The sequence below is a fragment of the Pseudomonas sp. CK-NBRI-02 genome, from assembly GCF_008124495.1.
Taxonomy (GTDB): domain Bacteria; phylum Pseudomonadota; class Gammaproteobacteria; order Pseudomonadales; family Pseudomonadaceae; genus Aquipseudomonas; species Aquipseudomonas guariconensis.
The window spans coordinates 230,719-243,561 of record NZ_VSJH01000008.1 but is presented as its reverse complement, the minus strand read 5'-3'; the positions used below and the strand labels follow the sequence as shown (position 1 = coordinate 243,561).

Sequence of the window (12,843 nt, the reverse complement as noted above, 5' to 3'; positions counted from 1 at the left end):
GCCCCATCGCAGGCTGTCGCCAGCCCTGCAGGTTCAGTGCAGGTGCTGGCGCAGGCTCACTCAAATCCAGGAATGACGGGCAGGGCGGGTGCCGTTGAGGTGCCAGGCGCCGACAGCGTGGTATTTCCAGCGCACCGGGTCGTGCAGCGTATGCACGCGGGCATTGCGCCAGTGGCGGTCGAGGTTGAATTCGGCGAGGGTGGCGCGGCTGCCGGCCAGCTCGAACAGCTTCTCGCTGGCCTGCAGGGCCACTTCGGTGGTCAGCACCTTGGCCTCGGCCACGGCGATCGAGGCGCGAGCTGCCGACGCTTCGTCCACCGGACCTGCATTGACCTCGTCGAGTACCTGGGCGGCCTTGCGCAGCAAGGCCTCGGCGGCATGCAGCCCCAGCTTCAGACGGCCGATGTCGGCGATCACATAGGGGTCATCACTGGCTCGATCCACCTTGGCTTCGATCCAGGGGCGGGATTTTTCCCGCACGAAGGCAATGGCATCGTCGATGGCCGCTTCGGCGATACCGGCATCGATGGCGGCTTGGATCAACTGCGAGGCCGCGCCCTGGGTGTTGGGCACTTCGCGCTGGCGCCAGTTGTCCACCACCAGCTCTGCGTCCACCGGGACCTGATCCAGCAACACGGTGCCGCTGGCGGTGGTGCGCTGGCCGAAGCCGGACCAGTCGTCGACGATGCGCAGGCCCGGGCTGCCCCGGCGGACGAAGGCCAGGCGCTGGCGGCCCTCTTCATCCAGGGCTTTGACCGCGACCCAATGGGCGAACAGGGCGCCGGTGGAATAGAACTTCTCGCCGCTGATGCGATATTGCTCACCGTCACGGACGATCCGTGCCTTGAGGGTGAGGGTGTCCTTGGTGCCACGTTCAGGCCCGGCATTGCCGATTCGCCAGCCGTCGAGCACGGAGCGGAACAGCACGGCTTGCTGGGCCTCGGTGGCGGTCAGGCGCAGCAGTTGAATCATGCCGAATTGGTTCTGTGGGATCTGTCCCAGGGCCGGGTCGGCGGCGCTGATCACGCGGAAGACTTCGGCGATGGTCTGGAACGAGACCTCGGGTCCGCCAAAGGCTTTGGGAATGCTGATGCTGCCCAAGCCGCTGCGGGTGAATTGTTCGATCTCGGCCCAGGGCAGCTTGCGCTGCTGGTCGCGGCGCGAGGCCTGTTGGCGGGCCGCGTCGGCCAGTTCCCGAGCAGCCTGGAGGGCCTCGGCGTCGTTGCGCAATACCTTGGCTGGCAGTAGCGGGGGTGAGCTGTCGAGATCGCTTGTGGACCAGACCATTCCTTACCTCACAAAAGTTGAAAGCGTCGCTGGCGGCGACTGACGTTTGCTGGTCCGGTGGTCCGGTTTATATACCCTATTCGCTTATAAAAACTTTATGAACTAACTTTTTGGACTATGTATAGAAGCCATGCTTTTGTGTCGCGCACGCGAACGCATTCGCGGGCAAACCCGCTCCTACAGAACTGTGGGAGTGGGTTTACCCGCGAATAGGTAAGGGGGACAGCGAGAAAAATCAGCCGGCTGCGGTGCCCAGGAACTTGCGCAGGAACTGCCGCGTCCGCTCTTCCTTGGGATTGGCGAACAGCGCCTTGGCTTCACCCTGCTCCACGATCACGCCCTTGTCGAAGAAGATCACCCGGTTGGCCACGTCCCGGGCAAAGCTCATCTCGTGGGTGACAATGATCATGGTGCGCTTTTCCTCGGCCAGGCCGCGGATGGTCGCCAGCACCTCGCCGACCAGCTCAGGATCGAGCGCAGAGGTCGGTTCGTCGAAGAGGATCACTTCCGGCTCCATGGCCAGGGCCCGGGCGATGGCCACCCGTTGCTGCTGGCCACCGGACAGCCGCCGAGGGTAGGCGTCTTCCTTGCCCGCCAGACCGACCTTGGCCAGCAGGCGCCGGCCCAGTTCGACGGCTTTGTCCCGGGGCGTCTTCTTGACGATCACCGGCCCTTCGATGACGTTCTCCAGGGCGGTGCGGTGGGGGAACAGGTTGAAGTTCTGGAACACGAAGCCGGCCTGCTGGCGCAAGCGCCGGATCGCACCTTGCTGGCTGCCCAGCGAGCGGTTGGCGTCGATGCTGATGTCGCCGATCTGGATGCGTCCGGCGTCGGGCGTTTCCAGCAGGTTGAGGCAACGCAGGAAGGTGGTCTTGCCCGAACCACTGGGGCCGATGATGGCCACCACTTCGCCGGGCTGGACGGTCAGGTCGATGCCGTTGAGCACGGTCTGGCCCTTGAACTGCTTGGTCAGGCCTTCTACTACGATCATCTTCAGTGCTCCTGGTCGTGCTGGTTGACCCGCGCTTCCATGCGGTTCTGGAAGTGCGCAAGGATGGTGCACAGGATCCAGTAGATCACTGCCACAGCCAGGTACATGGTGAAGACTTCGAAGGTCCGGGCGGTGATCAGCTGCGCCTGGCGGAACAGCTCAGGCACCTGGATGGTCGCCGCCAGGGCGGTGTCCTTGACCAGGGAAATGAAGCTGTTGCCCAGCGGCGGCAAGGCGGTGCGCATGGCTTGGGGCAGGATCGCTCGGCGCATGGCCTGGGTGCGGGTCATGCCGATGCTGGCGGCAGCCTCCCATTGGCCACGGTCGATCGAGGAGATCGCCGCGCGCAGGATTTCGCAGATGTACGCGGCCATGTTCAGCGAAAGGCCGATCAGCGAGGCCGGGATCGGGTCGAGTTCGATACCGATCTGCGGCATGCCGAAATAGATCACGAACAGCTGCACCAGCAGCGGCGTGCCACGGAAGAACGACACATACACTCGGGCCAGCCAGTCCAGCGGCAAGATCTTCGAGCGGCGCATCAGGGCCAGGGCAAAGCCCAGGACCAAGCCGAAGAACATGCCGCCGACACTCAGCAGCACCGTATAACCCGCGCCCTTCAACAGGAAGGGCGTGGAGTCGATGACAAGTTGCAGGCTTTCGGAAATCATTTAGTGACGTCGGCACCGAAATATTTCTCGGACAGCTTGGCCAGGGTCCCGTCGGCCTTGAGCTTGTCCAGCGCCTTGTTGATCGCCTCGAGCAGTTCAGGCTCGCCCTTGCGCAGGGCCACGCCCGACTCCAGGCGCGAGAAGGCTTCACCGGCGAGTTCGGTGTCCTTGGCTTTCTGGGCGTATTCCAGGGCGGCCAGGCGGTCGATCAGGATGGCGTCGATGCGGCCGTTGCGCAGGTCGGCGAATTTGCTCGGGTCGTCTTCATAGGTGCGCACGTCGGCTTGAGGAACGTCCTTCTTCACCCACTGCTCGTAGTTGGTGCCCAGGCCTACGCCGACCTTCTTGCCGGCGAGGTCCGCGGCCTTGTGAATGTTCAACTGGTCGGCTTTCTTCTTCAGGATCAGGGCCTGGATGCCGGAGATGGTGTAGGGCTCGGAGAAGTCATACTTCTTCTTGCGCTCGTCGGAAATGGTCACTTGGTTGATCACCACGTCCAGGCGCTTGGACTCCAGCGCGGCGAGGATGCCGTCCCACTTGGTTGGCTGCAGCTTGGCTTTCACGCCCAGCTCTTTGGCCAGCAGTTCGGACAGTTCGACCTCGAAGCCGGCGAGCTTGCCGTTTTCGTCAACGAAGCTGAAGGGTGGGTAGGTGCCTTCCAGGCCGACGCTGATGCTGCCTTTTTCCTGGATGGTCTTGAGCTGCTCGCCTGCGAATGCATGGCTGAACAGGCCGGTACCAAGCACAAGGGCCAGGCTGGCATTGAGAAGGGGTTTGGCGAATTTGGTCATGTAGGGCCCCGCGCTTGTTGTGGAAGTAGTGGGTGGCGACTATAGAGGTGGCCTTTATAGGCCTGGAAATAATAAAAATTTATTTTGTTATTTCTTTTTATAAGCTTTGTCGAATTGGACAGCATTGAGGGTAGGCGAGGATTACACACTCTGTCAGCGCTGCTTATACCCGACTTAGCGCAGGATGGAATAAAGCGTTGTTTTTTCCAAGCACTGGATTTGCCGTACAGTTGAATCCATAGCGCGGCCCGCTTCCATGAAGGCCCGCACAGCCTCGATCCAGGAGACCACCGTGAGCGAACATCCATCCACCGGACACTGGCAACTGCAGACCATCGTCAGCGACCTGCGCAGCGCCCGCGAGCAATGGCGAACCCGCAATGGCCGCAGCAGCGGCGAACAGGGCGGGCGCGAGCTGCCTTCGCGCGAGGCGATGCGCCAGATTCTCGAGCAACTGTGCGGGGCGTTGTTCCCCATGCGTTTGGGCCCGGTGGACCTGCGTGAAGAGAGCGAAGACTTCTATGTCGGGCATACCTTGGATGCCGCACTCACTGCGTTGCTGGCCCAGGCGCGCTTGGAACTGCGCTATGCCTCGCGCCATGGCAAGGCCGAGGTGGAGGACGTCGACGCCCATGCTCTGCAGCTGATCCAAGGCTTTGCCGCCGCACTGCCAAACCTGCGTGTACTGCTCGATACCGACGTGCTGGCCGCTTATCAGGGCGACCCGGCGGCGCGCAGCGTCGATGAGGTGCTGCTGTGCTACCCGGGGATCCTGGCGATCATCCATCACCGCCTGGCTCATCACCTGTACCGGGCCGGGCTGCCGTTGCTGGCGCGGATCAGTTCGGAGCTGGCGCATTCGGCCACCGGCATCGATATTCACCCTGGCGCCCAGATCGGTCCGAGTTTCTTCATCGATCATGGCACCGGCGTGGTGATCGGCGAGACCGCGATCATCGGCGAGCGGGTGCGCATCTACCAGGCCGTGACCCTGGGCGCCAAGCGCTTCCCGGCGGACGAGACCGGCATGTTGCACAAGGGCGAGCCGCGCCACCCGATCGTCGAGGACGATGTGGTCATCTACGCAGGAGCCACCATCCTTGGGCGGATCACCATCGGCAAGGGCTCGACCATCGGTGGCAATGTCTGGTTGACCCGCAGTGTCCCGGCCGAGAGCAACATCACCCAGGCGAATCTGCAGTTGGAGTGTGAAGGGCAGAAATAGCCCGTAACCGATGCCTTCTATGGCGCTCCATTCGCGGTTGTAACCGCGCCTACAGGTCCGGCGCTGACGCCAGGATCGAGCTGGACTTGTAGGCGCGGGTTCAACCGCGACCGTGTCGGAATTCACTGCAAATGACCGGTTCAGCGGTCGGGCAAGGTCGCGTTGAAAGCCGATCCGTGTTTAACTTGAACGCTTGTTCAAAGTAAAAACGCTGGTCCATTGCCGGTGTTCAACAGGAGGATCCCCTTTGCTGAACCCGTTCAATCCGAGTCTTTCAACGCTTCATGAGGTGCGCGCCCAATGAGTGCACCGACCCCCTCACTTGCCAATGGCAAGATCCGCATGAACCCTCCGGTGTTCTACTTCGCGGCAAGTTTCATCCTCATCTTCGGCCTGGTGGTCATCGCCAACCCCAAAGCGGCGGGCGACTGGTTGCTCGCGGCGCAGAATTGGGCGGCCAACACGGTCGGCTGGTACTACATGCTGGCCATGACCCTGTACCTGGTCTTCGTGGTGGTCACCGCCTTGTCGGGCTACGGCAAGATCAAGCTCGGTGCCGACCATGACGAGCCCGAGTTCAGCTACCTGTCCTGGGCCGGCATGCTGTTCGCCGCTGGCATCAGCATCACCTTGTTCTTCTTCTGCGTCTCCGAACCGCTCACCCACATGCTGCAACCGCCCCAGGGCGAGGGTGGCACGGTGGAGGCCGGGCGCCAGGCAATGGAGCTGCTGTTCCTGCACTGGGGCCTGCATGGCTGGGGCGTGTTCGCCTTCGTCGGCATGGCCCTGGCGTATTTCGCCTATCGCCACAATCTGCCATTGGCGCTGCGTTCGGCGCTGTATCCATTGATCGGTAAACGCATCAACGGGCCGATCGGCTACGCCGTCGACGGCTTCGGCATCATCGCCACGGTGTTCGGCTTGGGCGCCGACATGGGCTTTGGTGTGCTGCACCTGAACGCGGGCCTGGATTACCTGTTCGACATCAGCCACAGCCAGTGGATACAAGTCGCGCTCATCGTCCTGATGATGGGCGCCGCGGTGGCTGTGGCGGTCGCCGGGGTGGAAAAGGGCGTGCGGGTGATGAGCGACATCAACCTGTTCCTGGCCTGTGCGCTGCTGCTGTTCGTGCTGTTCGCAGGCCCCACCCAGCACCTGTTCAACACGTTGATCCAAAACCTGGGCGACTACCTCGGCGCCTTGCCGCGCAAGAGCTTCGATGTCTATGCCTACGGCGAGAACCGCGACTGGCTGGGCGGCTGGACCGTGTTCTACTGGGCCTGGTGGATCGCCTGGGCGCCGTTCGTGGGGTTGTTCATCGCGCGTATTTCCCGTGGCCGGACCATCCGCGAGTTCGTCTTCGGCGTGCTGTTGATCCCGCTGGGCTTCACCCTGGCGTGGATGTCTATCTTCGGCAACAGCGCCATGACCCAGGTGCTCGACCACGGCATGACCGCCCTGGGCCAATCGGCCCTGGAAAACCCGTCCATGAGCCTGTACCTGCTGCTGGAGACCTACCCGTGGAGCAAGACCGTCATCGCGGTGACGGTGTTCATCAGCTTCGTGTTCTTCGTCACATCGGCGGATTCCGGCACCGTCGTGCTCTCCACGCTGTCGGCCAAGGGCGGCGATGCTGACGAGGATGGCCCGAACTGGCTGCGCGTCTTCTGGGGCGCCATGACCGCGCTGATCACCAGCAGCCTGCTGTTCGCCGGTAGCATCGACTCGCTCAAGTCGGCGGTGGTGCTGACGTCGCTGCCGTTCTCGCTGATCCTGCTGTGCATGATGTGGGGGCTGCACAAAGCGTTCTACCTGGAGTCCCAGCGGCAGATCGCGCAGATGCACTCGCTCGCACCGTTCGCCGTTTCGCGCCGTGGCCGGGGTGGCTGGCGCCAGCGCCTGAGCCAGGCGGTGCACTTCCCGTCACGCGATGAGGTGTACCGCTTCATGGACGACGTGGTGCGCCCGGCCATTGGCGAGGTGACTGAAGTCTTCGTGCAGAAAGGCTTGAACGTGATCACCCAGGACGACCCGAGCCACGACAACGTGAGCTTGAAGATCGGGTTGGGCGAGGAGCAGCCGTTCATCTACCAAGTGCAGATGCGCGGGTACTTCACCCCGTCGTTCGCCTTGGCCGGGTTGGGCACCCAGGAGCTGAAGAACCGCCGTTACTACCGCGCCGAGGTGCATCTGTCCGAAGGTAGCCAGAACTACGACCTGGTGGGCTACAACAAGGAGCAGATCATCAACGACATCCTCGACCAGTATCAGCGGCACATGCAGTTCCTGCATCTGGTCCGCTAGCCGGCTCATTGCAGGTAAACCCGCTCCCACAAGGATCGTTACAAACCCTGTGGAAGCGGGTTTACTCGCGACTTTCAGAACGGCGCATCCCCCAGGATGGTCGCCCGATGCATCACCCGCCGGCTCGGCCGGTAGTCATCCACCGCATAGTGCTGGGTCACCCGGTTGTCCCAAAACGCTACGTCGTTCTCTTGCCACCGCCAGCGGATCGTGAACTCGGGCCGGGTCGCATGGGCGAACAGCAGCTTGAGCAGCGCCTCGCTCTCCTGCTCGCTCAGTTCGTTGATCCGCGTGGTGAATCCTTCGTTGACGAACAGCGCCTTGCGCCCGCTGACCGGGTGGGTACGCACCACCGGATGCGACAGCGGCGGGTTGTTGCGCCGGGTGGTCTCCCAGCGCGCCAGGTCTTCGGGCGTGGTGCCGAAGCGCTCTAGCGGGAAGGACTTGGTGAAGTCGTGGGTGGCGGTCAGGCCGTCGAGCAACTGCCGCAGCGGCGCCGATAGCGCCTCGAAGGCCGCGATGCCGCTGGCCCACAGGGTATCGCCGCCGAAGGTGGGTAACTGCTTGGCGCTGAGCACCGCGCCCAGGGCGGGTGTGGGCAGGAACGTCACGTCGGTGTGCCAGACCGCATTGTCGCGCACGTCGGTGACCGCAGTGTCGAGCACCAGCACCTGCGGGGTATCCGGCACGTTGGGGTAAATCGGGTGGATGTGCAGGTCGCCGAAGCGGGCGGCGAAGCGGGCCTGTTGCTCAGGGGTGATGGGCTGGTCTCGGAAGAACAGCACCTGGTGTTTGAGCAAGGCCTGCTCGATGGCATCGCGTTGCTCGACGCTGATATCGCGGGAGAGGTCCACGCCACTGATCTGGGCGCCGAGCGCTGGGCTCAGGGGGGTGATGGTCAGGCTCATGTCGGTCTCGCTTGAATGTTTTGTGCCGGAGCAGGTGTTCATCAGTGGCTTTGCCCGTGCCAGGGCACCAGCTTGCGTTGCAGGGCGCGCAGGCCCATTTCAAGGGCGAAGGCGATCAGGGCGATCAGCAGGATCCCCAGTACCACCACGTCGGTGACCAGAAACTGCGCTGCCGACTGCACCATGAAGCCCAGGCCGCTGGTGGCGGCGATCAGCTCGGCGGCCACCAGGGTCGACCAGCCGACCCCAAGGCCGATACGAATGCCGGTGAGGATGTCGGGCAGTGCACTGGGCAGGATCACATGACGGATCAACTGCGCCCTGGTCGCGCCCAGGGATTGGGCGGCGCGCAGCTTGGCCGGGTCGACCGTGCGCACGCCGGTGGCGGTGGCGATGGCGATCGGGGCGAAGATGGCGAGGTAGATCAACAGCACCTTCGACAGCTCGCCGATGCCACACCAGATCACGATCAGCGGCAGGTAGGCCAGCGGCGGGATCGGCCGATAGAACTCGATCAGCGGGTCGAGAATGCCGCGGGCGACGCGGTTGTGGCCGATGGCCAGGCCCACCGGGATGGCCGTCAGGGCGGCGGCGACCAGGGCCAGGCCGATTCGTCCGAGGCTTGCGCCCAGGTGCTGCCAGAGGCTGGCGTCCATGTAGCCCTGCGTGAGCAAGGTCCAGGCCTTGGCCAGGATATCGGCGGGCGAGGGCAAAAACAGCGGCTCGATCCAGCCGGCGGCGGTCACCAGCCACCAGGCCAGCAGCAGGCTGGCCAGGGTCAGGGCGCTGATCCAGCGGGTGGGCAACGGGCGGCGTACCTTGACGGTTGGGGTTGGCCGGGCGACAGGTTTGTCGGCGGCCGTCAGGTCCAGGCTGCTCATGCGGACTCCTGCCGACGGGCGGCTTCGCGTTGAGAGAACACCCGCGCCAGGACGTGCTCGCGGGTCTCGATGAAACGTGGATCGGACTTGATCGCCCGGGCCGATTCACCCGCGGCGTAGCGTTGGCCGAAATCCAGGTGCAGGCGTTCGACCACCCGTCCAGGATTGGGCGCCAGCAACACCAGCTCGCTGGCCAGGAACACGGCTTCCTCGATGTCATGGGTGATCAGGAACACCGGCTTGGCGGTGCGTTGCCAGACCTGCAGCAGTAGCTCCTGCATCTGCTCGCGGGTGAAGGCGTCGAGGGCGCCGAAGGGTTCGTCCATCAGCAGCACGCGCGGGTCGGCGGCCAACGCACGGGCCAGGCCCACGCGCTGCTTTTGCCCGCCGGAAAGTTGCCAGATACGTCGGTCGCCGAATCCCGCGAGGTCGACCAGCGCGAGCATTTCGCGGGCTTTGGCTTCGCGTTCTGCGCGGGCGACGCCTGCCAGCTCAAGGCCGAAGGCGACGTTGCCCAGGACGTTCTGCCAAGGCAGCAGTGCGTCATCCTGGAACACCACGCCGCGCTCGGCACCCGGGCCTTCGACCGGCTTGCCGTCGAGGGTGATGCGACCGGCGCTGGGGGCGACGAAGCCGGCGATGAGGTTGAGCAGCGAAGTCTTGCCGCTGCCGGAGGGGCCCAGAGCCACCAGCAACTGGCGTGGCCCCAGACTCAGGTTGATGTCGGTCAGCACCGGGGCATCGGTGCCGGGGTACTGTGCGCTGATACGCTCCAGTTCGAGCAAGGCCATGGCAGGCTCCGTCGTGACGTGTCGTACGAGGGTGGGGCGTTGCGCGGTCTTGTGGGACCGGGGTTGCCCGCGAATGCTGTTTCGAACTGACTGGCACATTCGCGGGTACCCCGCTCCCTCATGCAGTGCGCTGCTCTCGTGGGAGGGCGGCCCCCATTTGGATCAGTTGGGCAGGTACTGGGCGCTGACGTACGGTGAGTAGTCCGGCAGCACCGCCTCGACCTTGCCCTGTTGCTTGAGGAAGTTGGCCGTGTCGGTCAGTGCCTGGGTGGTCGGAGCACCCAAAACGCTGGCCTGGTCGCTGGCCAACGGGTAGACGTTGCCCTGCAGCAGTACCGGGATGTCGGTGGGCTTGGCGCCAGACAGCTTGGCCAGCTTGCTGACGTTGTCGGGATTGGCCAGCCAGGCTTTCGGGTCCTTGCGGTAGTCGGCGTAGGCGTCGAGGGTGACCTTGGCGAACGATTTGACGATGTCCGGGTGCTTGGCGGCGAAGTCATTACGCACGATCCACGCATCGAAGGTCGGGGCGCCTTTGCTGGCCAACTCGCCGGAGGTGATCAGTACTTTGCCGGTCTCCTTGGCCACGCCCAGGGCGGGGTCCCAGACGTAGGTGGCATCGATGTCGCCACGCTTCCAGGCGGCGATGATCGCAGGAGGGGCGAGGTTGAGGATCTGCACCTTGCTCGGGTCGATGTTCCAGTTCTTGAGGGCGGCCAGCAGGCTGTAGTGGCCGGTGGAAACGAACGGCACGGCGACTTTCTTGCCGACCAGATCCTGCGGCGTCTTGATGCTGTCGCGGGCGACCAGCGCTTCGCCTGCGCCAATCTGGGTGGCGATCAGGAAGGTCTCCACCGGCAGCTTGCGGGTGGCCGCGGCAGCCAGGGGGCTGGAGCCCAGGTAGCCGATCTGCACATCGCCGGAGGCCACGGCGGTGATCACGTCGGCGCCATTGTCGAATTTGCGCCAGTCGATGCTGGCATTGCTGGCTTTTTCATAGGTGCCATCGACTTGGGCGACCTTGGCTGGGTCGACGGTGGTCTGGTAGGCGACGGTCAAGTCGGCGGCCTGGGCAAGCCAGCTGGCGCTGGCGAGGGTCAGGGCGGCGAACAGGCGCAACGGAGTGTGCGGGATCATGGATGAGCTCCTCGTCAGGCAAATCAGGGCTGGGTTGACGAGAGACTAAGTGATCTAAGAAATCAAAAATAAATAACTTTTTAGAATTAGCTTAGGAGCCAATGGCTGGTTTTCTTGATCGGAGGGTCAGCTTCACTGGCAAAGCCAGAAATGGCAGCTACGCTTTTTCGGTTTTGCGAGGACGTGAAGTCAGTTATGGGCAAACGTTTGCAAATAACCATTAGGAATAAGGAAATATGGTTTATACAACGAAGGGGAGTAAAGGTTCCAAATATATTCCTTAAAAATCTTAAAAAGTCATAAAACGGTCATTTTGGATTTATAGGATTGTCATTATCCTGTGGCGCAAGTGGCGTCTTAGACCAAAGTCGCGAAACGATTGGTAACGATTGACTTCGCAGACACTGTTTGGTGCTAAATCGCCCAATCCATGGCGAGCGGGGCAACAGATCCTGCCGCTTGAGATACACAAGAATTAGAACGTAGAGGAGCAAAACATGTACAAGTCCAGCCTGGCCCTGGCCGTGGCACTGGGGGTTCTCGCCCAACAAGCAGGCGCTGCCGGTTTCGTTGAAGACAGCAAGCTGTCTGTGAGCTCGCGCACCATGTATTTCAATAACGATAACCGTGAACCTGGCGGGAGCGACAACCGTGAATCGGGTCAGGGCTTCAAGCTTGACTACTTGTCCGGTTTCACCGAAGGCACCGTTGGTTTCGGTGTTGATGTTCAGGCCCTGTGGGGTATCCATCTGGATGGTGGCAAGGGGCATCACCCGGATAACAGCAGCTTCTTCCCAAGCGACAGCGACGGCTCCGCAGTGGGCCAATGGGCACGCATTGGGGGTAACGCGAAAGCACGGTTCTCCAAGACCGAAGCGCACTTCGGTAGCGCCCTGGCACCGAACCTGCCGATCCTTGTCTCCAACGATGGCCGTCTGCTGCCGCAGACCTTCGAGGGTGGCACCATCACCTCGAAGGAAATCGACAACCTGACCATCAACGCAGGTCAACTGACCCATGCGATGGGCCGTGCTTCCAGCAACCGTACAGGTCTCTCTGTCCAGGGTGCTACCCAGGAAAGCAACAAGTTCCGTTACGCCGGTGCTGACTGGAAGGTCACCAAAGACCTGACCCTGCAGTATTACTACTCCAACCTCGAAGACTTCTACAAACAGCACTTCCTGGGCGCGACACACGTGTTCCAGATCGCTGATGACCAGTCGTTTAAGACCGACCTGCGCTATTTCGACAGCAGCAAGGATGGCCGCAACGGCGAAGCGGGTTACGAGTTCAAGAACAACAACGGCTACGCCAAGAACCCTGGCGAGGTTGATAACAAGACCTGGTCCGCCATGTTCACCTACACCCTCGGTGCCCACTCTCTGATGCTCGGTCATCAGCAGGTCAGCGACGATGGCGGTTTCGTATGGCTGAACCAAGGCAGCCTGGTCGACGAAGGTGCTGGTGGGTCGAGCTTCTATCTGTTCACCGACAGCATGATCAACCAGTTCGCCAAGGCTGGTGAGAACACTACCTTCGGTCAGTATTCCTATGACTTTGCGCGGCTGGGCGTGCCGGGCCTGAAGGCTTCCGTGGCCTACTTGCGTGGCGAGGATGGCCGCAGCTCCGATGGCCATGGCACCTTCAGTGAATGGGAGCGTGACGCACGGATCGATTACGTGCTGCAGGAAGGTACCCTCAAAGGTCTGGGCTTCAGCCTGCGCCAAGGTGTCTACCGCGGCACCGGTTCGGGATCGGCGAAGGACCAGGATCAGACTCGCTTCATCGTGAACTACACTTACAACTTCCTGTAAGTCGTAGCTGCACAAAAAGCCTCGCCTAGCGCGAGGCTTTTTTATG

The 12,843-nt window shown here is 62.5% G+C and carries 11 protein-coding genes; 3 read left to right on the top strand and 8 right to left on the bottom strand.

The features are described 5' to 3' along the window. Window positions 1-60: 60 nt before the first annotated feature. From DQ397_RS08930 to tcyJ, 4 genes are all read right to left on the bottom strand, one after another. Entirely contained in the window at window positions 61-1,287 is a 1,227-nt protein-coding gene (locus DQ397_RS08930) for an SfnB family sulfur acquisition oxidoreductase (RefSeq protein WP_043208266.1), read from the bottom strand. 235 nt (window positions 1,288-1,522) lie between these two features. Continuing rightward, window positions 1,523-2,278 (bottom strand): L-cystine ABC transporter ATP-binding protein TcyN, encoded by a 756-nt coding sequence (tcyN, locus tag DQ397_RS08925; protein ID WP_043208268.1) that lies wholly within the window; start codon window positions 2,276-2,278, stop codon window positions 1,523-1,525. A gap of 2 nt (window positions 2,279-2,280) precedes the next feature. Beyond that, on the bottom strand, window positions 2,281-2,949 hold the full coding sequence (gene tcyL, locus DQ397_RS08920; protein WP_043208270.1) for a cystine ABC transporter permease: 669 nt from the start codon (window positions 2,947-2,949) through the stop codon (window positions 2,281-2,283). Further along, entirely contained in the window at window positions 2,946-3,740 is a 795-nt protein-coding gene (gene tcyJ / locus DQ397_RS08915) for a cystine ABC transporter substrate-binding protein (RefSeq protein ID WP_043208272.1), read from the bottom strand. The genes tcyL and tcyJ overlap by 4 nt, the downstream gene beginning before the upstream one ends. Before the next feature lie 292 nt (window positions 3,741-4,032). Here tcyJ and epsC point away from each other — a divergent pair, with 292 nt between their 5' ends. Together epsC and betT are read left to right on the top strand one after the other, a co-directional pair. After that, entirely contained in the window at window positions 4,033-4,965 is a 933-nt protein-coding gene (gene epsC / locus DQ397_RS08910; RefSeq protein WP_043208361.1) for a serine O-acetyltransferase EpsC, read from the top strand. Window positions 4,966-5,307: 342 nt separating this feature from the next. Continuing rightward, window positions 5,308-7,269, top strand: coding sequence for a choline transporter BetT (betT, locus tag DQ397_RS08905; protein WP_178113783.1), 1,962 nt, complete (start codon window positions 5,308-5,310; stop codon window positions 7,267-7,269). Window positions 7,270-7,343: 74 nt separating this feature from the next. Here the strand turns inward: betT and tauD are convergent, their stop codons facing one another. The 4 genes from tauD to tauA all read right to left on the bottom strand — a co-directional run bounded on the left by tauD (window position 7,344) and on the right by tauA (window position 10,983). Beyond that, window positions 7,344-8,177: a taurine dioxygenase gene (gene tauD, locus DQ397_RS08900; RefSeq protein ID WP_043208277.1), complete on the bottom strand. Its 834-nt coding sequence runs from the start codon at window positions 8,175-8,177 to the stop codon at window positions 7,344-7,346. A gap of 41 nt (window positions 8,178-8,218) precedes the next feature. Further along, a complete protein-coding gene (gene tauC / locus DQ397_RS08895; protein WP_043208278.1) occupies window positions 8,219-9,058 on the bottom strand; it encodes a taurine ABC transporter permease TauC in 840 nt (279 codons plus the stop codon). Continuing rightward, window positions 9,055-9,849: a taurine ABC transporter ATP-binding subunit gene (gene tauB / locus DQ397_RS08890; RefSeq protein ID WP_043208280.1), complete on the bottom strand. Its 795-nt coding sequence runs from the start codon at window positions 9,847-9,849 to the stop codon at window positions 9,055-9,057. Before tauB ends, tauC begins: the two co-directional genes overlap by 4 nt. 162 nt (window positions 9,850-10,011) lie before the next feature. After that, on the bottom strand, window positions 10,012-10,983 hold the full coding sequence (gene tauA, locus DQ397_RS08885; protein WP_043208281.1) for a taurine ABC transporter substrate-binding protein: 972 nt from the start codon (window positions 10,981-10,983) through the stop codon (window positions 10,012-10,014). A 497-nt stretch (window positions 10,984-11,480) separates the two neighbouring features. On the opposite strand from tauA, the gene DQ397_RS08880 reads away from it, so the two are divergent. After that, window positions 11,481-12,797: an OprD family porin gene (locus tag DQ397_RS08880; protein WP_043208282.1), complete on the top strand. Its 1,317-nt coding sequence runs from the start codon at window positions 11,481-11,483 to the stop codon at window positions 12,795-12,797. The last annotated feature ends 46 nt before the right edge of the window (window positions 12,798-12,843 follow it).

Coding starts and splice junctions, on each gene's coding strand:
- betT (WP_178113783.1), top strand. CDS start 5,308: ATGAACCCTCCGGTGTTCTACTTCGCGGCAAGTTTCATCCTCATCTTC.
- tauA (WP_043208281.1), bottom strand. CDS start 10,983: ATGATCCCGCACACTCCGTTGCGCCTGTTCGCCGCCCTGACCCTCGCC.
- tauD (WP_043208277.1), bottom strand. CDS start 8,177: ATGAGCCTGACCATCACCCCCCTGAGCCCAGCGCTCGGCGCCCAGATC.
- tcyL (WP_043208270.1), bottom strand. CDS start 2,949: ATGATTTCCGAAAGCCTGCAACTTGTCATCGACTCCACGCCCTTCCTG.
- tauB (WP_043208280.1), bottom strand. CDS start 9,849: ATGGCCTTGCTCGAACTGGAGCGTATCAGCGCACAGTACCCCGGCACC.
- tauC (WP_043208278.1), bottom strand. CDS start 9,058: ATGAGCAGCCTGGACCTGACGGCCGCCGACAAACCTGTCGCCCGGCCA.
- tcyJ (WP_043208272.1), bottom strand. CDS start 3,740: ATGACCAAATTCGCCAAACCCCTTCTCAATGCCAGCCTGGCCCTTGTG.
- tcyN (WP_043208268.1), bottom strand. CDS start 2,278: ATGATCGTAGTAGAAGGCCTGACCAAGCAGTTCAAGGGCCAGACCGTG.
- DQ397_RS08880 (WP_043208282.1), top strand. CDS start 11,481: ATGTACAAGTCCAGCCTGGCCCTGGCCGTGGCACTGGGGGTTCTCGCC.
- DQ397_RS08930 (WP_043208266.1), bottom strand. CDS start 1,287: ATGGTCTGGTCCACAAGCGATCTCGACAGCTCACCCCCGCTACTGCCA.